At 72.6% G+C, this 18016-nt stretch carries 12 protein-coding genes; 4 read left to right on the forward strand and 8 right to left on the reverse strand.

The features are described from left to right. Nucleotides 1-63: 63 nt before the first annotated feature. From IF655_RS17035 to IF655_RS17050, 4 genes are all read right to left on the reverse strand, one after another. On the reverse strand, nt 64-1671 hold the full coding sequence (locus IF655_RS17035) for an LCP family protein (RefSeq protein ID WP_206775956.1): 1608 nt from the start codon (nt 1669-1671) through the stop codon (nt 64-66). Nucleotides 1672-1808: 137 nt separating this feature from the next. Continuing rightward, nucleotides 1809-3569 carry an LCP family protein gene (locus tag IF655_RS17040; RefSeq protein WP_199585652.1) on the reverse strand — a complete coding sequence of 587 codons (1761 nt, stop codon included), beginning with the start codon at nt 3567-3569 and terminating at the stop codon, nt 1809-1811. Between the two features lie 234 nt (nt 3570-3803). Then, the gene (locus IF655_RS17045; RefSeq protein ID WP_307814949.1) at nt 3804-4982 is read right to left on the reverse strand and encodes an LCP family protein; all 1179 of its coding nucleotides are present in this window, start codon (nt 4980-4982) and stop codon (nt 3804-3806) included. A gap of 121 nt (nt 4983-5103) precedes the next feature. Further along, on the reverse strand, nt 5104-5859 hold the full coding sequence (locus tag IF655_RS17050) for a TIGR03089 family protein (RefSeq protein WP_199585654.1): 756 nt from the start codon (nt 5857-5859) through the stop codon (nt 5104-5106). Between the two features lie 309 nt (nt 5860-6168). Here IF655_RS17050 and IF655_RS17055 point away from each other — a divergent pair, with 309 nt between their 5' ends. Beyond that, nucleotides 6169-7251, forward strand: coding sequence for an NDP-sugar synthase (locus IF655_RS17055; protein WP_199585655.1), 1083 nt, complete (start codon nt 6169-6171; stop codon nt 7249-7251). Between the two features lie 348 nt (nt 7252-7599). Here the strand turns inward: IF655_RS17055 and IF655_RS17060 are convergent, their stop codons facing one another. The 4 genes from IF655_RS17060 to IF655_RS17075 all read right to left on the reverse strand — a co-directional run bounded on the left by IF655_RS17060 (nt 7600) and on the right by IF655_RS17075 (nt 11536). Then, nucleotides 7600-8616, reverse strand: a complete 1017-nt coding sequence (locus IF655_RS17060) for a DNA-3-methyladenine glycosylase (protein ID WP_199585656.1) — start codon at nt 8614-8616, stop codon at nt 7600-7602. Nucleotides 8617-8695: 79 nt separating this feature from the next. Then, a complete protein-coding gene (locus IF655_RS17065) occupies nt 8696-10003 on the reverse strand; it encodes a coenzyme F420-0:L-glutamate ligase (RefSeq protein ID WP_199585657.1) in 1308 nt (435 codons plus the stop codon). Next, nucleotides 10000-10959, reverse strand: coding sequence for a 2-phospho-L-lactate transferase (gene cofD, locus IF655_RS17070; RefSeq protein WP_199585658.1), 960 nt, complete (start codon nt 10957-10959; stop codon nt 10000-10002). The genes IF655_RS17065 and cofD overlap by 4 nt, the downstream gene beginning before the upstream one ends. Nucleotides 10960-11005: 46 nt before the next feature. Continuing rightward, complete coding sequence (locus IF655_RS17075; RefSeq protein WP_199585659.1) at nt 11006-11536, reverse strand: cysteine dioxygenase family protein; 531 nt, start codon at nt 11534-11536, stop codon at nt 11006-11008. Between the two features lie 684 nt (nt 11537-12220). Between IF655_RS17075 and IF655_RS17080 the strand changes: the two genes are divergently transcribed. The 3 genes from IF655_RS17080 (at nt 12221) to IF655_RS17090 (ending at nt 17918) form a co-directional block, all read left to right on the forward strand. Next, a complete protein-coding gene (locus tag IF655_RS17080) occupies nt 12221-12484 on the forward strand; it encodes a WhiB family transcriptional regulator (RefSeq protein WP_003975777.1) in 264 nt (87 codons plus the stop codon). A gap of 212 nt (nt 12485-12696) precedes the next feature. Continuing rightward, the gene (locus IF655_RS17085) at nt 12697-16413 is read left to right on the forward strand and encodes a glycosyltransferase family 2 protein (RefSeq protein ID WP_206775957.1); all 3717 of its coding nucleotides are present in this window, start codon (nt 12697-12699) and stop codon (nt 16411-16413) included. Next, entirely contained in the window at nt 16410-17918 is a 1509-nt protein-coding gene (locus IF655_RS17090) for a DUF5719 family protein (RefSeq protein ID WP_199585660.1), read from the forward strand. The genes IF655_RS17085 and IF655_RS17090 overlap by 4 nt, the downstream gene beginning before the upstream one ends. Nucleotides 17919-18016 lie beyond the last annotated feature (98 nt).

The raw sequence follows: 18016 nt of genomic DNA on the forward strand, positions 1-18016 counted from the left end.
CACGTCGGCCGAAGGGGTCCCTCCGCGCGCGTCCCGCGGGAAGGGACCCCTTTCCCGCGTCTCCTACCAGCGGTAGGGCTGGTACACGTCCATGCAGCGGGAGGTGTCGGCGCCGTTGATGGCGTCCGATCCCTCGGGTATGTCACCTGCCTTCGGGGCGGACTTCTTCGGGTACGCGGTGCCGGTGCGCCAGTCCGCGCCGACGACCACCGTCACGCCCGAGACGTCGGTGGAACGTTCCACCTGGCCCAGCGGGATGCCGAGCGCCTTGGCCACGCCCTGCGCATCGCCCTCCAGGTCGGCGCTCGGGTAGCGCACCACGGTCTCGTCCTCGGACAGCGCCGCCGAGGTGTCCCTGGTCGCCCTGCCGTACCCCGCCTGCGCCAGGACCGTGTCGATCGCCGCCGCGCGCCCCGGCACGGCGGCCTGGGTCGAACTGCCGGTGCCGTTGGCCACGACCACCCCCAACTGGGACGGCTGCAGCGAAGGTGCCTTGGTCCGCGGGGACTTGGTCTTGGACTTCGACGGCTTGCCGTTGCGGTCCAGCGGGACGTCGTCGCGCAGCATCTCCCACAGCTTGTCGGAGGCGGTCGTCTGCGGCACCACGTGCTCCTTGTTGAGCGGGTCCTCCACGTTGGGCATCGTGACCGAGGTGATCCGGTCGGCGGGGACGGACTTGAGCTGGGTGCCGAGGTCGTAGAGCTTCTTGACCGTGCCGATCTCCTGGGACACCGTCAGGGACTTGGTGGCCGCCTCGGCGAGGTCCATCAGGCGCCCGCTGTCGGTGAAGACGTTCTGCCCCTTGAGCGTGCGGATCATCGAGTTCAGATACATGTGCTGGGCGCGGGCGCGCATCACGTCGCTGCCCCAGGCGTGCCGGGTGCGCAGCCACTGCAGGGCCTGCACGCCCTTCACCTTGCGGTGACCCGCCTTCAGCTTCAGCCCCGAGCCGCCGCGCTGGGCGGGCGTCGAGTGGTCCCACACGTTCTGGTTGACGCAGACGTCGACACCGCCGATCGCGTCGGCCATCCGCACCACACCGGCGAAGTCGATGGTCATCCAGTGGTCGATGTAGACGCCGGTCAGCTTCTCCCAGGTGGCCAGCGTGCAGCCCGCCCCGCCCCGCGCCAGCGTGGTGTTGATGATGTCCTCGGTGGGCTGGTAGACCCGCTTGGTGTCGGGGTCCACGCACTTGGGGATCGCCACGCGGGTGTCGCGCGGGATGCTCACCATGGCGGCGCTCTTGCGGTCCGCGGAGAGGTGGATGAGCATCTGCACGTCGCCGAGCGGCGGATTGCCCCGGTTGTCCCTGCTGCCGCCGAGCTTGACGTTCTCGGCGGAGTTACGGCTGTCGGAGCCGATGAGCAGGATGTTCAGCGGAGTACGCCCCGCCGCGTCGGGCTGGGTACGGCGCACCTTGGAGTCGTCGCCGCTGATCCTGCTGCCCTTGGTGATGTTGCCGTTGAGGTGCTGATAGTAGAGATAGCCGGCCCCCGCCGACCCGAGTATCGCCAGGGTGAGCACGATCGCCGCCCAGCGCAGCACCCGCCGCCCGCGCCCGCGTTCCCGCCGGGCACCTCTTCTGCCGCCTCCCGACGGGCCCTGGCCGCCCGGCGCGGCCGTCACCGCCCCCTCCGGACCGGCCTTCCCCCGTACGCTGCTCTGCGCCAACTCCCCGGCCTCCTGTACCGCACCAAGCAAACGGGCCCGTCCCGCGTCCCTATAGACGCACGACGGGCCCGAACCGTTACCTGTGAACCGTTTTCCTGTGAACCGTTGCCTGCGAGCCGTTGCCTACGAGCCGTTGGCTACGAGGCGCACTGCGCCTTGTCGGCCGTCGACTTGTTCGCGACCTCCGGTGCCTTCGAGGGGGCGGTCATCGAGACGCCCGCGCCCTTGAAGTCCTTGCCGAGGGTCAGGGTCATCGCGGGCAGCCCCTGGCTGTTGGTCACGCTCTTGCCCGGCTTGAGCGCGGAGCCCGACAGACCCATGAGAGCGGCGAGTTCACGCGCCTGGGACGCCTGGTCCGGCGCGTACTCCAGCGTGGTCTTGCTCAGCTCCGCCGGGGCGTTGCCCGCGTTCTCGGACTTGAGGATGCCCTTGTCGGTCTGCATCCACTGGAGCGTCGACTGCGCGCTGCCCGCCTGCGCACCGCCGTTGAGGATCCGCACCCGTACGTCGGAGGCGGCGGACCGGCTGCCCTTGAGACGGGCTGCCTGCGCGTCCTTGGCCGCCTTCTTCTTCTTTTTGACGTCCGTGAAGGAGACGTCGTTGTTGATGGCGTCGAAGATCGGAGGCGCCGCGACCGGGTCGACGATCACGGTCTTGTGGATGACACCGTCCGCCGGGTTGTCCTTCACCGGCACGGTGAGGAAGGTGATGTTCTTCGGCGGGACCTTCTTCATCTCCAGGGCGATGTCCTTGAGCGTGCTCACGGACTTGATGCCCTGGTCGACGGTGAGCGCCTTGGTGGCGGCGTCCGCCAGGTCGAACAGCTTCTTCGGGTTGCTGAGCGTGTCGCTGGAGGACATCTTGCGCATCAGCGACCCCATGAACTGCTGCTGCGCCTTGATGCGGTCCAGGTCGCCGTGGTTGCCGAAACTGTGCCGGGTACGGACGAACGCCAGCGCCTGCTCGCCCTTGACGGTCGACTTTCCGGCAGGCAGGTTCAGGTGCGAGTCCGGGTCGTTCACCGCGTGGGCCACGCACACCTCGACACCGCCCACCGCCGAGGTCAGCGTCTTCACCGCGTTGAAGTCGACCATCATGAAGTGGTCGGGCCTGATACCGGTGACGGCCTGGACGGTCTGCATCGTGCAGCCCGCGTTGCGGCCCTCCTGACCGAGGCTCTCGTTGAAGCGGTGCTGGTCGGTGCCGCCGATGATGTCTTCCTTGCCATCGGGCTCGACGGTCTTGCAGTCCGGGATGTCCACGATCAGGTCACGCGGGATGCTCAGCGCTGTCGCGTTCGTACGGTCCTTGGCGACGTGCAGCAGGATGTTGGTGTCCGCGTGGCCGACGCTGTTCTTGTCGCCGTAACCCGCGTTGCCCTTGCCGGTGCGCTTGTCCGTGCCGATGATCAGGATGTTGAAGGCGTCGTCCTTGCTGAAGCCCTTCTTGGCCACGCTGCCGACGTCGGTCGTGGCGACGTTGCCTTCGAGGTGCTTCAGATAGAGGTAGCCCGCCGAGCCCACGGCGACCAGCACGAGCGCCATGCTGCCGCCGGTCCAGGCGAGTATCTTCTTCGCCTTCGACTTCTTCGGCTTCTTCGGGGGGCGCCGGGCACCGCGCCGCCCCTGTGGCTCCGGCTCGGGCTCGGCACCCCGGCGCCGCCGCGGCTGCTGCGGGACCTCCGCCTCGCGCTCCCGGGGTTCCCGGGGCGGGGCGTCGCCCCGCTGGCGCGGGGGCGCGGCGCCGTTGTCGCGGCGGGCTGACCTACGCGGTCCCGGAACCGGCGATTGCGCTCCGGAAGGATTTAGTCGCAGTTCGTATTCGCCGGTGTTCGGATTGAGTACCCACTGGTCTGCGGGATCGATGTTGTCCGCCCGCCCACGGCTTTGCGCGTCCACGGTTGCCTGAATCCTCCGTCGGGGCCACGCGGCGCCTTCCCCCTCGTAGGCGCTCGGGTCTCGGTGAATCGACGCACGGCCTCAGGGCCTGAACCTCGGGGCGGGGTGCATCGGATCGCTCACACTATCCGCCCAGTTCAGCGTCGGGCGACGCGCGTGACAAATTCCACGTTCCTACAACCGGGCAATCCCGCCCATATTCCTGAACAAAGGTTCGCCGTTTTGGTGCGCGCATTACTCACAGGCCCGCTCGGCAGCCGTGTTCCCGTGAAAAGTCGGCACCGGAGAAGGGTCGTTCGTGGAGCCTTGCTGATGGGCATTACCGGTATTTTCGGGTGAAGTGTCCTTGGCCACCGCGACGGGTTGATCCGCCCGCAGCCGCGCGAAGAGGCGTCCGGCGTCCGGCTCCACGAGCTGGTCGCGATTGGAGTCGTAGACGTACGCCTCGCGGGGAACCGTCAGGAACTGCACATGTTCGGTGGGGATGTCACGCAGCCCGCGTACCAACTGGTACAAACCCCGCAGATTGGCCAGTTCCGGGTCGGTGGTGAGCGCGGAGGTCGCCGCGTCCAGCACCGGATAGAGCTTCACCGGGTTCAGCAGCACGTCGCTGCCGCGCACCTTGTCCACCAGCGCGCCGAGGAACCGCTGCTGGCGCTCCATCCGATCGGTGTCGCTGCCGTCGCCGAGGGTCTTGCGGGCACGCACGTAGCCGAGCGCCTGCTCCCCGTCGAGGGTCACGGTGCCCGCGGGCAGGCTGAGCTTGGCCGCCTTGTCGTCGACGGGCTCCTTCAGGCACAGCCGCACCCCGTCGACGGCGTCCACCATCTCCTTGAACCCGCTGAAGTCGACGACCATGTGATGGTCCACGCGGATGCCGGTCAGCTCCTCGACGGTACGGATCGTGCACGCCGAACCGCCGAGCTGGAAGGCGTGGTTGAGCATCGCGAACACCGGCTCCGTACGGTCGCCGTCCGCGCCCACGCACTCGGGGACGCGCACCATCAGATCGCGGGGCAGCGAGACCGCGGTGGCGCTGCGCCGGTCGGCGGCCAGATGCAGCAGGATCGTGGTGTCGGCCCGCGCGCTGCCCGTGTCGCGCCCGTAGGCGCCGTTGTCCCCGGCCCGGGTGTCGGAGCCGATCAGCAGGATGTTCTGCGCGTCCTTCACCAGCGCGGTGGGCCGCTCGCGTTCGTAGCGGGCCAGCTCGCGGGCGGCGGCGTCGTCGGGGGTGATGTTGGAGCTGAGCCGGTCGTAGACGGCCCAGCCCGCTCCGGCGGCCGCCAGCAGCAGCACCGCCGAGCCCAGCGCCGCACCCCTGACCCACCGGCGTCTGCGCCGCCGGGCCAGCCCGTCCCCGGTGGCCGAGGACCCGGGGCCGGGAGCGGGTGGCCTGCCTGCGCTGTCGGGCACGTCAGGTCCACCCCGATCCATGGCGTACGAGCGTCACATCCCTCTCCTACGACCATGGCGGCGAAGCGGGTCCCGGGCCGCCCTTTGCTGCGCCGGACGGGTGAGGACGGCCCGCGGAGGGTCAGTGGCGCGCGGCCGTGACCCGTTCGGTCTCGATGCGCTTGGCGAGGGCGTCGCCGTCCAGGCGGTCCAGGTGGCGGCACAGCACCACCGAGCCACTGGCGGCGAGCGGGGCGTACAGACCCGCGCTCAGCCCCTCCCAGGTGTCGTACGGCAGCCCCGACAGCAGCCGGGAGCCAGGGCCGGTCAGATCCAGCTCGGGCGCCGCCGCGCGGGCACGCTCGACCACCTCGGCCGCACTGAACTCCGCCCCGGCCACGATCAGCGCGGGCTCCTCGGGGTCCACGGGCGCGAACGGCGCGAACCGGTCGCCCTGGCCCGGCACTTCGGCCGCGTAGTCGAGGAAACCGTCCGGGACCACGGGGAACCGGCCGCCCAGCGGGCGCAGCGCCATGGCCACCCGCTCGCCCCTGCACGCGCGTGCCGCCTCCAGCGAGTCCGGGCCGCTGACCACCACGTCGGCCGCGGCGGCGTCGCCGTCCACGTCGGCCACCGCGCCCACCGACGCGCACGCCAGCAGCCACACGGCGGTCTGCCAGTGCGCGGGCAGCAGCAGCGCCACCCGGTCACCGGGTCCGGCGTTCAGCTCGCCCTGGAGCAGATTGGCGGTCTTGGCCACCCAGTTGGCGAAGGTGGCCACGGACAACTCGACACGTTCGCCCGTGGCGTCGTCGTAGTACGTCACCAGGGGGCGGCCCGCGTCCGCGGCGAGCGCGGAACGCAGCAGGTCGGCGGGGGTGCGATCGGTGGCAGTCACCCGCGCAAGAGTACGCCGCGCGAGCCGCGCGCACCGGCGGGTCCGGCACCGGGGCGGTCCGGTGCCAGGGTTGCCCGGCGTCCGGCGGTGGCACTCTCTACCCGTAGGGGAAGAGCGCACGACCGGATGTGGCGCGTGCACGGCCGTCGGGGGGCGGGCGGGGGAGACGGCGGGGCGACCGGGGGAAGTCCGCACGCCGATCCAGGGGAAACACCGCGCGGCCACCCCGGGCACCGTCGCACGGTCTGCATACACTGGCCGGCCGAAACGAGACGTTTCGGCGGTCCCGGCAGGAAGCAGAGACGACAGGTGACAGAAGCGATCCTCCTGGTCGGCGGCAAGGGCACCCGGCTGCGACCGCTCACGGTGCACACGCCCAAGCCCATGGTCCCGGCGGCCGGGGTGCCGTTCCTCACCCACCAACTGGCGCGGGCCAGAGCGGCGGGCGTCGAGCACATCGTCCTCGCCACCAGCTATCTCGCCGAGGTCTTCGAGCCGTACTTCGGCGACGGCTCCGGCATGGGTCTGCACATCGAGTACGTCACCGAGCGGGAACCCCTCGGCACCGGCGGCGCCCTGCGCAACGTCGCCGCGCGGCTGCGCTCCGGACCCGAGGAGCCGGTGCTCGTCTTCAACGGCGACATCCTCACCGGGCTCGACATCCGGGCCCTGGTGGACACCCACGAGTCCACCGGCGCGGACGTCTCCCTGCACCTGACCAAGGTGACCGACCCCCGGGCGTACGGTCTCGTCCCCACCGACGAGACCGGGCGCGTGCTGGCCTTCCTGGAGAAGCCGCAGACCCCCGAGGAGATCGTCACCGACCAGATCAACGCGGGCGCCTACGTCTTCCGGCGCTCCGTCATCGACGCGATCCCGGCGGGGCGCCCCGTCTCGGTCGAGCGCGAGACCTTCCCCGGACTGCTCGCCGCCGGAGCCCACCTCCAGGGCATGGTCGACTCCACCTACTGGCTCGACCTCGGCACTCCCGCCGCCTTCGTCCGCGGCTCCGCCGACCTGGTGCTCGGCCGGGCGCCTTCCCCGGCGGTCCCCGGCCGCCGCGGCGACCGCCTGATCCTCCCCACGGCCACCGTCGCCCCCGACGCCAAGCTGACCGACGGCACGGTGGTCGGCGAGGGCGCCTTCGTCGCCGAGGGCGCCCGCGTCTCCGGCTCCGCGATCCTCCCGGGCGCGGTCGTCGAGGCGGGCGCGGTCGTCACCGACTCACTGATCGGCGCGCGGGCCCGGGTGGGCGAGCGTTCCGTCGTCACCGGGGCGGTCGTGGGCGACGGCGCGGTCGTCGGCGCCGACAACGAACTGCGCGACGGGGTCCGGGTGTGGTGCGGGGCACAGATCCCGGCGGGCGCGGTGCGGTTCTCGTCCGACATGTAGCGGTGCGAGCGAGCTTTCGGGGCGAGGGGCACGTCACGAAGGGGCGCGGGGAACTGCGCGACAAGCCCCAACACACCCGCACCCGGCGAAGCCCGAACGGAAGCAAGGGGCGCCGACGCAGCAGGGGCCACGCTTCGTAGGGGCGCGGGGAACTGCGCGACAAGCCCCGACGCACCCGCACCCGGCGAAGCTCCGAACGGAAGCAAGGGGCGCCGATGCAGCAGGGGCCACGCTTCGTAGGGGCGCGGGGAACTGCGCGACAAGCCCCAACGCACCCGCACCCGGCCGCCCCCAGACCCCCCAACGGCGAAGCCCCGAACGGGGGCCGGGGGCGCAGCCCCAAGTCCTCTACAGAAGCCCGATATCCACCCGAGGCATCTTCGGCTTCCGCCGAGCCGGCACGCTCCCGCTCAGCAGAATCAACCGAGCCGCCCGATGCCGCTGCCCCTGAGAGGCATACGGCTCAAGCAAGCGCAGCATCACCGCGTCGTCGGCGTCACGATCTCCCGCCAGCGCCCACCCGACGATCCGGGGCAGATGAAGATCCCCGACGGTCACCTCGTCGGCGGCACCATGGCTGCGCTGAACCACCTCCGCCGAGGTCCACGGACCGATACCGGGCACGACCTCCAGAAGGGACCGCGCCTCGGCGGGCGGAAGAGCCGTCGTCCGCTCAAGCCGCGCAGCGACCCGTACCGCCCGCAGGATCGTCGAGGCGCGCTTGTCGTCGACACCCGCGCGGTGCCACTCCCAGGAGGGGATCAGCGCCCAGGCGCGGGGCGCGGGCATGACCCACAGGGGGTTGTCGCCCGTACCGGCGGGTCCCGGCGCGGGCTCCCCGAACCGCCGTACCAGCAGCCGCCAGGCACGGTACGCCTCGTCGGTCGTGACCTTCTGCTCAAGCACCGAGGGGATCAGCGACTCCAGCACCAGACCGGTGCGGGTCAGCCGCAGTCCGGGGCGCCGGTGCCGGGCCAGGGCCACGATCCGGTGCCGGGGCGCGAACGCCTCGGGGTCGTCGGCGGCGCCCAGCAGCTCGGGCAGCCGGTCGAGCAGCCACTCGGCGCCTGGTCCCCACGCCTCCCCGCACACCTCGCCGCCGCGCGCGGACACCCGCAGCGTGCCCGGACCGGCAGGCGTACGGCAGGCTCGCCACACCGAGCCGTCACGGGTCGCCCGGAACATCGGGTCGCCGGGTCCGCGCCGCAGCGGTCCGAGCACGAGCCCGAGGTCGAGGGGACCGTCCGGCACCCATGTACGGGTGCGGGGCGCGGTCGCCTGCCGGGGCACCGGGGCGGACACGGTGACCTCCCCGCCGCGCACGGTCGTACGCGAGACGGGCCGGGGAGCGAAACGTCCTGCCACGGGATGAGGTCCTAGGGATGCGGGTGGTGCGGGGGCTGCGGGGGCTGCCCTACGAGACTAGGGCAGCCCCCGCCCACCGTCAGCGCACCTCGATGAACGCGCCCGCGTCCCGCGCCGGACGCGCCGCCGGATCCTGAGCCGGATGCCCGACCGCCACCGCGCCCATCGGGGACCAGTCGGCGGGCAGGTCCAGCACCTCGCGCACGACGTCGCGGCAGAACATGGTGGACGACACCCACGCCGAGCCAAGGCGCTCCCCGGCCAGCGCGACCAGCAGGTTCTGCACGCCCGCGCCCATGGCGACGACGAACATCTCCCGCTCGGCACCGTCGCGCCGCGCGTCGCCGTAGGTGTGCGAGCCGTCCATGACGAGGCAGGGCACGACGAGGTACGGCGCGTTGCGCAGCACGTCGCCCCGGCGGACCCGCTGGGCGATGGACTCCTCGCTCTTGCCGTCCCGGCGCAGGTCCGCGATCCAGGCGTCCCGCATCGCGTCGAGCAGCCGCAGCCGGGACTCGGGCGACTCGAGCAGCACGAACCGCCACGGCGTCGTGTGGTGCGGCGCGGGCGCGGTCACCGCGGCGGCCACCGCGCGGCGCACGGCGCCCGGGTCCACCGGCTCGTCGGTGAAGGTCCGTACGGTGCGCCGCTGGGTCACCGCCTCGCGGACCGCCTCGGAGGTGCCGAGCCGGAACATGTCGTCGCGCGCGGAGCGCACCAGCGCCCGCGCGCCCTCGCCGTCCTCGTCCGCTCCGGTGACGACGTGCGGCAGACCGCGCAGCACGGCCACGGGTCGCCCGGCAGCCTTGCCCTTGACCAGGTCGCCCGCCGCCGCGAGTTCGTCGGCGGTGGCGACGACGGTGGCGGAGAGCGGGTTGCCGTGCGCGTCCGTGCCGCCGCGCAGGTCGTCCAGGACCCGCACCCCGGCGGCGCCGATCGCCACGTCGGTCAGACCCGCGCGCCACGGCCGCCCGAAGGTGTCGGTGACGACCACGCCGACGTCGACACCGAGCGCGTCGCGCAGACCCTCGCGGATCGCGCGCGCGGAGGCGTCCGGGTCCTCCGGGAGCAGCAGGACGGTGCCGCCGGGGGTGTTGGACGCGTCGACTCCGGCGGCGGCCATGACCAGACCCTGCCGGTTCTCCACGATGCGCAGCGGACCGCGCCGGGCCACGACCCGGACCGTCTCGGCGTCGATCGCCGCCTCACGGTCGGACGCCTCGAGAATCCGCCCCTCGGCCTTGGACACGATCTTGGAGGTGACGAGCAGGACATCCCCGTCGGCGAGCCCCGGTTCGGCGGCAGCGATCAGCTTGGCCAGGTCGTCACCGGGCGCCACCTCGGGCAGCCCGTCGGGCGCCCAGACGCGGTACTCGCTCGTGCTCACGCGCCCCGCACCTCCTCGGCCAGCGCCAGCGCCTCGCGCGCCATGGCGGCTGCCGCGTCCTCGTCGGTCATCATCAGCGGTACGGCACGGCAGCGGATGCCGTCCGCCTCGACCCGCTCGACCGCGCCCGCGTCGACGGTGTCGACCAGCCAGCCGTCGAGCAGACCCGAGCCGTAGTGCGCGGCGACGGCCGCCGCGGTGGACTCCACGCCGACCGCCGCGAGCACCTTGTCGGCCATCCCGCGCACGGGCGCGTCCCCGACGATGGGGGAGAGCCCCACCACCGGCACGCCCGCCTCCGCGATCGCCTCCCGGATGCCGGGCACGGCGAGGATCGTGCCCACGGACACGACCGGGTTGGACGGCGGGAAGAGGACGACGTCCGCCTCGGCGATGGCCTCCAGGACACCGGGCGCGGGCTTGGACTGCTCGGCGCCGACCGGTACGACCGCCTCGGCGGGCACCGAGGCGCGCAGCCGCACCCAGTACTCCTGGAAGTGGACGGCCCTGCGCTCGCCGTCCACCTCCACGGCCACGTGGGTCTCCACCCGGTCGTCGGTCATCGGGATCAGCTTCACGCCGGGCTGCCAGCGGGCGCACAGCGCCTCGGTGACGGCGCTCAGCGGGTACCCGGCGTCCAGCATCTGCGTCCGCACGATGTGGGTCGCGAAGTCCCGGTCGCCCAGACCGAACCAGCCCGGACCGGCGCCGTAGGCCGCCAGCTCCTCCTTGACCCGGAAGCTCTCGTCCTCCCGGCCCCAGCCCTGCTCCTCGTTGATGCCGCCGCCGAGCGTGTACATCACGGTGTCGAGGTCCGGACAGACCTTCAGACCGAAGAGATGGATGTCGTCGCCGGTGTTGCCGATGACCGTGATGTCCGCGTCCGGGGCGGCCTTCTTGAGACCGCGCAGAAACCGGGCACCGCCGATGCCGCCTGCCAGAACCACAATGCGCATGACCACAGTCTGTCAGCCGCCGTGAGCGCTCAGCGGAGGGAGTGGCTCACACCACGGCCGGGCACGGCTCGGCCCGCGGTTCACCGTGCGGCTCGCCCTGCGCCTCGCGCTGCCCCGGGGTGTGCATGGGCATCGCGGTGAGACCCGGGTAGTAGATGTGCAGGCTGACCGCGGGCTCCAGGGAGTCGTTGACCACCTCGTGCACGTATCCGGGTGCGAAGACCCGCTGAGCCCCCGCCGCGAGCGCCCGCGTGCCGCGCTCGGTGCGTTCGGTCAGGCTGCCCGCGAGGACGGTGAGGACACCGGAGGAGCGCCCGTGGTCGTGCAGCCCGCTGCCCTGGCCCGGCACCCAGGACAGCAGCCAGACCTCGTAGCCGGGTCCGGTGCGCAGCCGGTGGTACCAGCGGGTGGTGGCGTCGTAGCGGACCAGATGGGCCCACTGGGCGCGGTCGGCGGCGACGGCGCGGGCCAGCCCGGCGAACTCGGCGACGGTCACCGGGTGTTCACGGGGCGGCTGGAGCAGATGGGGTACTTCGAGGATGTCGCCGGCGATCTGGAGATCGTTGTCGCTGTTCATCGGGGTGCTGTGGTCCCTCGGAAGAGGAGTGGGGGGCGGAAGGTTCACGCGGGGGCGCCCGGATCACGGGCGTGCGGGATGTCCTGGAGCAGGTGTCAGGACGGGGAGACGCGACCGGACCTGGATGGGTCCGGGGTCCAACTGGAGCGCGGTGGGCTCAACAGCAAGGACAACAGCAACAGCTTCGGCGGACGAGGGCAGCACCGAGGGACCCGCCGGTGCGGGTCGAGGTGAGCGCCAAGTTCGCGAACATGCCCACTAGGACAGCGGCTCACACCAGCGGTGTCAACTCGATGCCCGGAATGTGGGACATGTTTCACCTCATCCGGTTCTTCTGTCAGGTGAAAGGTTTGTTCATCCGATGCTCGGGACACATGGGGCACATCCGGGTGCTCGAGCGCGGACCGCGTGCCACCCACGCGGAACGGGGACGAACACGAGGGCGTCTCTCCTCGTACAGAGGTGGTGCGAGGTCCGCCGTCCGTCCGGGCCCGCACGCGTGTCAAGGTTTATGGCGATTTGAACACTTACCGCACGGCCTTGGTTCCGCAGAGTGAATAACGGGCTCAATAGCAGATCTCGGCTTGACTCGCCCGGAGCAGCACACTTGTAATTTCACTCGTGTCGTTCAGCCGGACGGTTACGGCGACGCACGGGGACGCGAAAGACGGACGAGGGGCGCACATGACCGAGCTGGTGCAGCAACTGCTGGTCGACGACGCGGACGAGGAGCTCGGCTGGCAGGAGCGCGCGCTGTGCGCCCAGACCGATCCCGAGTCCTTCTTCCCCGAGAAGGGCGGCTCGACGAGAGAGGCCAAGAAGGTCTGCCTCGCGTGCGAGGTCCGCTCCGAATGCCTCGAGTACGCCCTCGCCAACGACGAACGTTTCGGCATCTGGGGCGGTCTGTCCGAGCGTGAGCGACGCCGCCTGAAGAAGGCCGCCGTCTGACCGACTCCCGATCACTTTCCGGCCGTTGACGGCCGAGCGGTGGGAAGAGTTGTGCGCATAAGGGGCGAACGGCCCGTCGTCGGTGGGTTGTCCACAGGCGGCGGGCCGTCGTCATGGCCAGCCGATAGTGTGGTCGCTCGTCCGAGACGCCCCGCCCCGCACCAGGGGCGCACGCGTCCACCGCAGTCCATCGAACCGGGGCCCGTACCTCGATGTCCGTGCACAGCCATACGGCAGCCCAACACGACGCTGCCATCCCTGAGTTCCCGCGTCATGTGGTGACCGCCGTCCTCGTCACCCACGACGGCGCCCGCTGGCTGCCCGACGCCCTCGCCGGGCTGATCGGCCAGGAGCGCCCCGTGCAGTACGCGGTGGCGGCCGACACCGGCAGCGCGGACGACTCCGCCCAGTTGGTCGCCGAGGCGCTCGGCGACGCCAACGTCCTGCACCTCGCCCGCCGCACCGGCTTCGGCGCGGCCGTCGAGGAGGCCGACCGGCACGCGCCCGTCCTCACCGCCGACGACCTGCCCTACCTCCGCGGCACCGGCGGCTGGAACACACCGGGCGGCGCCTGGGGCGACGACGCCTACGACCGGCCCGGACCGTCGCAGGGCGAACCCGTCCAGTGGCTCTGGCTGCTGCACGACGACTGCGCCCCCGAGCCCGACGCACTCGCCCAGATGCTGCGCGTCGTGGACAACGAACTCGAACTGGGCCGGGACGACGTGGCCGTCGTCGGCCCCAAGCTCCGCGGCTGGTACGACCGCAGGCAGCTCCTGGAGGTCGGCGTCTCCATCGCCAACTCCGGCCGCCGCTGGACCGGTCTCGACCGCCGCGAGCAGGACCAGGGCCAGCACGACCACGTGCGCCCCGTCCTCTCCGTCTCCACCGCGGGCATGCTCGTGCGCCGCGACGTCTTCGAGGAACTCGGCGGCTTCGACCGCCGGCTGCCCCTCATGCGCGACGACGTGGACCTGTGCTGGCGCGCCCATCTGGCGGGCCACCGCGTCCTCGTCGCCCCCGACGCGATCGTCCGGCACGCCGAGGCCGCCTCCCGCGAGCGCCGCGCGGTGGACTGCGCGGGCCGCACCGCCGCCTCCCCGCACAAGGTCGACAAGGCGGGCGCGGTCCACACCCTGCTCGTCAACACCCGCACCGCCGCCCTGCCCTGGGTGCTGCTGCGCCTCGTCCTCGGCACCCTGCTGCGCACCCTCGCCTACCTCGTCGGCAAGGTGCCCGGACAGGCAGTGGACGAGATCCGGGGTCTGCTCGGCACCCTGCTGCGCCCCGAACGCATCCTCGCCGCCCGCAAGCGACGCGGGCGCCCGGTCGTCGACAAGGACGAACTCCGCCCGCTCTTCCCGCCGCCCGGCGCGACCATCCGGGTCACCATCGAACAGGTCGCCGCCAACTTCTCCACCAGCTCCGAGTCCGACACCACCCCCGTCGGACGGCACGGCGGCGGCGGAGACACCGGGAGCGACGACGAGTTCTTCGTCGTCGAGCGGTACGCCCGCCTCAAGCGCATCGCCCGCAACCCCGGTCCGGCACTCTTCCTCGGCCTGCTGCTGATCTCCCTGATCGCCTGCCGCGCCCTGCTCGGCGGCGGCGCCCTCGCGGGCGGTGCCCTGCTGCCCCTCCCGGCCGGCGCCGGCGACCTGTGGGCGACCTACGGCGCCGCCTGGCACCCCGCGGGCGCGGGCGGCACCCCGGCGGCACCGCCCTACCTCGCGGCCCTCGCCTCACTGGCCTCCCTGCTCCTCGGCTCCACCGGTCTCGCCGTCACCGTGCTGCTGGTCGGCTCGGTGCCGCTCGCGGGCTTCACCGCCTACTTCGCCTCCCGGCCGCTGGTCGACTCCCGGCTGCTGCGCGCCTGGGCGGCCATCGCCTACGCCTTCCTGCCCGCCGTCACCGGCGCGCTCGCGGGCGGCCGTATCGGCACCGCCGTCCTCGCCGTGCTGCTGCCGCTCATCGCGCGCGCCGCAGTCGCCGCGAGCGGTCTCACCAACAGCTCCGGCGGGCGCGGCAGTTGGCGCGCCACCTGGGCGTACGCGCTGCTGCTCACCATCACCACCGCGTTCACCCCCGTCGTCTGGCCCGCCGCGCTGGTGCTCGGCGTCGGCGTCCTGGTGCTGCGCCGCTCGGACCTGATCGCCTCCCTGCTGCGCCTCGTCGTCCAGCTCGGCACCCCGCTGCTGGTCCTCGCGCCCTGGTCGCTGACCCTGCTCCCGACGAACTTCTTCGGCGAGGCGGGCCTCGACTACGGTCCCTCCGCCGCCTCGGCGTCCGACCTGCTCGGCACGAGCCCGGGCGGACCCGGCACCGTGTCCGGTCTGCTGCTCATCGGTCTCGTCCTGGCCGCGCTCGCCGCGCTGCTGCGCTCCGAGCGGCAGTTGGGCATCCGCGCCGCGTGGGCCGTCGCCCTGACCGGCTTCGTCCTCGCCGTCCTGTCCAACGGCTCCGCCTGGGCCGGACCCGCCACCCTCGTCTACGGCATCGCCCTGCTCGCCGCCGCCGCGCTCGGCGCCGACGGGGCACGCGCGCGGGTGGCCGAGCAGAGCTTCGGCTGGCGCCAGCCGGTCGCCGCCCTGATCGCCCTCGCCTCGGTGGTGGGCCCGCTGGTGGCCGCCGTGAGCTGGATGATCGGCGGCGCCGACGGACCGCTGGAGCGCCGCGACCCGGCGCAGGTCCCCGCGTTCGTCGCCGAGGACGCCTCCACCCGCGACCAGGCACGCACCCTCGTCCTGGACAGCGACTCCACCGCCCAGGTGCGCTACAGCCTCGTCCGGGGCGCGGGCGCCCGCATCGGCGACGCCGAGTTCACCGCCTCCGAGGGGGCGAACACCCGCCTGGACAAGATCGTCGCCAACCTGGTCGCTGGCTCCGGCGCCGACCAGGCCGGACAGCTCGGCGGCTTCGCCGTGCGCTACGTCCTCGTCCACAAGGGCGCGCCCCGCCAGATCAGCCGCGTCCTGGACGCCACCCCCGGTCTGAGCCGCCTCAGCCAGCAGAACGGCAGCGGGCTGTGGCGCGTCAACGCCCAGGTCTCCCGCGCCGCCATCGTGGACCGGGGCGGCTCCGGCACGCCCAAGCCGGTCGCCGCGGGCCCGGTCGAGATCCACACCACCGTCCCCAGCGGCGCCGACGGGCGGGTCCTCCGGCTCGCCGACTCCGCCGCCGAGGGCTGGACCGCCACCCTGAACGGCAAGCCGCTCACCCGCACCACGGTCGACGGCTGGGCCCAGGGCTTCCAGCTCCCGTCCGGCGGCGGAAAGCTGGACGTCACCTACGACGCCCCCTTCACCCACACCCTGTGGCTGTGGGCCCAGGGCGCCCTCGCCGTCGTCCTGGTCGTCCTCGCCCTGCCCGGCCGCCGCCGCGACGTCGACGACGACCTCCCCGACGAGGACCTGCCCACCGCCGACGACCTCGCGGGCGACGGCCGCCGCGCCCGCCGCCTGCGCGCCCAGGCCGAGGAACAGGCCGCACGCGAGGCCGCCCTGCACGAGCAGGAGACGCCGGAGGCGGACGCCGGGAACCCCGGCTTCCCCGACGGACCCCACGAGGACTTCCCCGAGGGCGACTTCCCCCAGGAACTCCCCGACGGAGCCGTCCCCCACCAGCAGAACTACGCCGAGTGGGACGCCCCCGCCTATGCGGAGGCCGCCTACCAGGAGCCCGAGTACACCGAGGGCGAGTACGCGGGCTACCCCGCCGACCAGAACCCCTACCCGTACCAGGACCCCTACCAGGGCGGCTACGGCAACGACCCGTACCAGCAGGGCCAGGCGAACCCGTACGACCCCTACGGCTACGGCGACCCGGCCCAGCAGCAGCCCTACGACCCGGCGGCCCACCCGCACGGCTACAACCCCGCCCAGCAGCCCTACGGCACCGGCGACGAGCGCCACGACGGGAGCCAGCAGTGAACCGCACCACCCTGTCCCTCCTCGCCTGCGCCACCGCGCTCGCCGGAGTCACCGCCTACGCCACCGTCGACCCGCCCCGGGCGTCCGGCGCGAGCCCCGCCAGGGCGGCCGCCGAACTGCCCGTGCAGCGCACCGGGCTGCTCTGCCCGGCGCCCAGCTTCTCCGACATCGCCGACACGTCGTACACGTCGTTCACGCCCGTCACCAAGGGCACCGACGGCGGCGGCAAGGCGACCCTCCAGGCGGCCACCGAGGAGACCCCCGACGACTCCGGCTCGGGGAAGAGCGGCAAGAGCAAGAGCGGTCCGGACTCCGAGCCGCCCCTCAAGCCCAAGGACCCCGGCACCCCGGCCACCGGCGACACCTCCGGCGCCGACGCCCCCGCGTTCATCGGCACCGCCGACGGCAAGTACGCGCCCGGCTGGACCGTCCAGGAGACCACCGAGATCGCCGCGGGCACCGGCAGCGGTCTCCAGGGCGTCACCTGCACCCCCGCCGACACCGACTTCTGGTTCCCCGGTGCGAGCACCGCCGCGGGCCGCACCGACTACGTGCACCTGACCAACCCGGACGACTCCGCCGCCGTCGTGGACATCAAGCTCTACGGCAAGGACGGCGCGATCAAGTCGGAGGTCGCCGACGGCATCACCGTCAAGCCGCACGCGAGCGAACCGGTGCTGCTGTCCACCCTCACCGACGAGCGGCAGACCGACCTGACCGTGCACGTCACCGTGCGCAGCGGACGGGTCGGCGCCGCCGTCCAGGCTCAGGACGACTCCGGGGGCGGCGACTGGCTCGCCGCGTCCGCCGACCCCGCGGGCAGCCTGGTCCTGCCCGGCATCCCCAAGGACGCCACCGACGTGCGCCTGGTCGCCTTCACCCCCGGCGACGACGACGCCGACCTGAAGGTCCGCCTGGCCGCGCAGAACGGCACGGTCACCCCGGCGGGGAACGAGACCCTGCACGTCAAGTCCGGCATGACCACCTTCGCCGACCTCGGCGCCGTCACCCGGGGGCAGGCGGGCTCCCTGATCCTCACCCCGAGCGACGACTCCGTGCCCGTGGTCGCGGCGCTGCGTGTCGTACGGGGCACGGGAGCCAAGAAGGAGACGGCGTACATCCCGGCGACCGCCCCCGTCGGGCGCCGCGCGACCTCGGCCGACAACAGCGGCAAGGGCACCACCCTGGCCCTGACCGCGCCCACCGCCACCGCCACCGTCAAGGTCACCGCCTCGGCGGGCAGCGAGGGCGGCAGCCCCGCCACCAAGACGTTCACCATCAAGGCGGGCACCACTCAGAACGTCGACGCGCCGGTCCCCTCGGGTCTGCGCGGCACCTACGCGCTCACGGTGGAGCCCGTCTCCGGCGGCCCGGTGTACGGCTCGCGCACCCTGTCGGCGACGGAGGAGGGCGTCCCCGGCTTCACCGTCCAGACGCTGCCGAGCGACCGCGGACTGGTGGCCGTACCGCAGGCGGACCAGGATCTGTCGATCCTTCAGAAGTAGCCCGGCGTACGGGAGTTCACGGGGAGGGCCGGGTCACGCACGCGTGGCCCGGCCGCTGTTTTCCGCACCGGCCGCTCTTCTCCGCACCGGCTGGTCCT

This window comes from Streptomyces sp. DSM 110735 (assembly GCF_016482685.1).
In the GTDB taxonomy this organism is placed as follows: domain Bacteria; phylum Actinomycetota; class Actinomycetes; order Streptomycetales; family Streptomycetaceae; genus Streptomyces.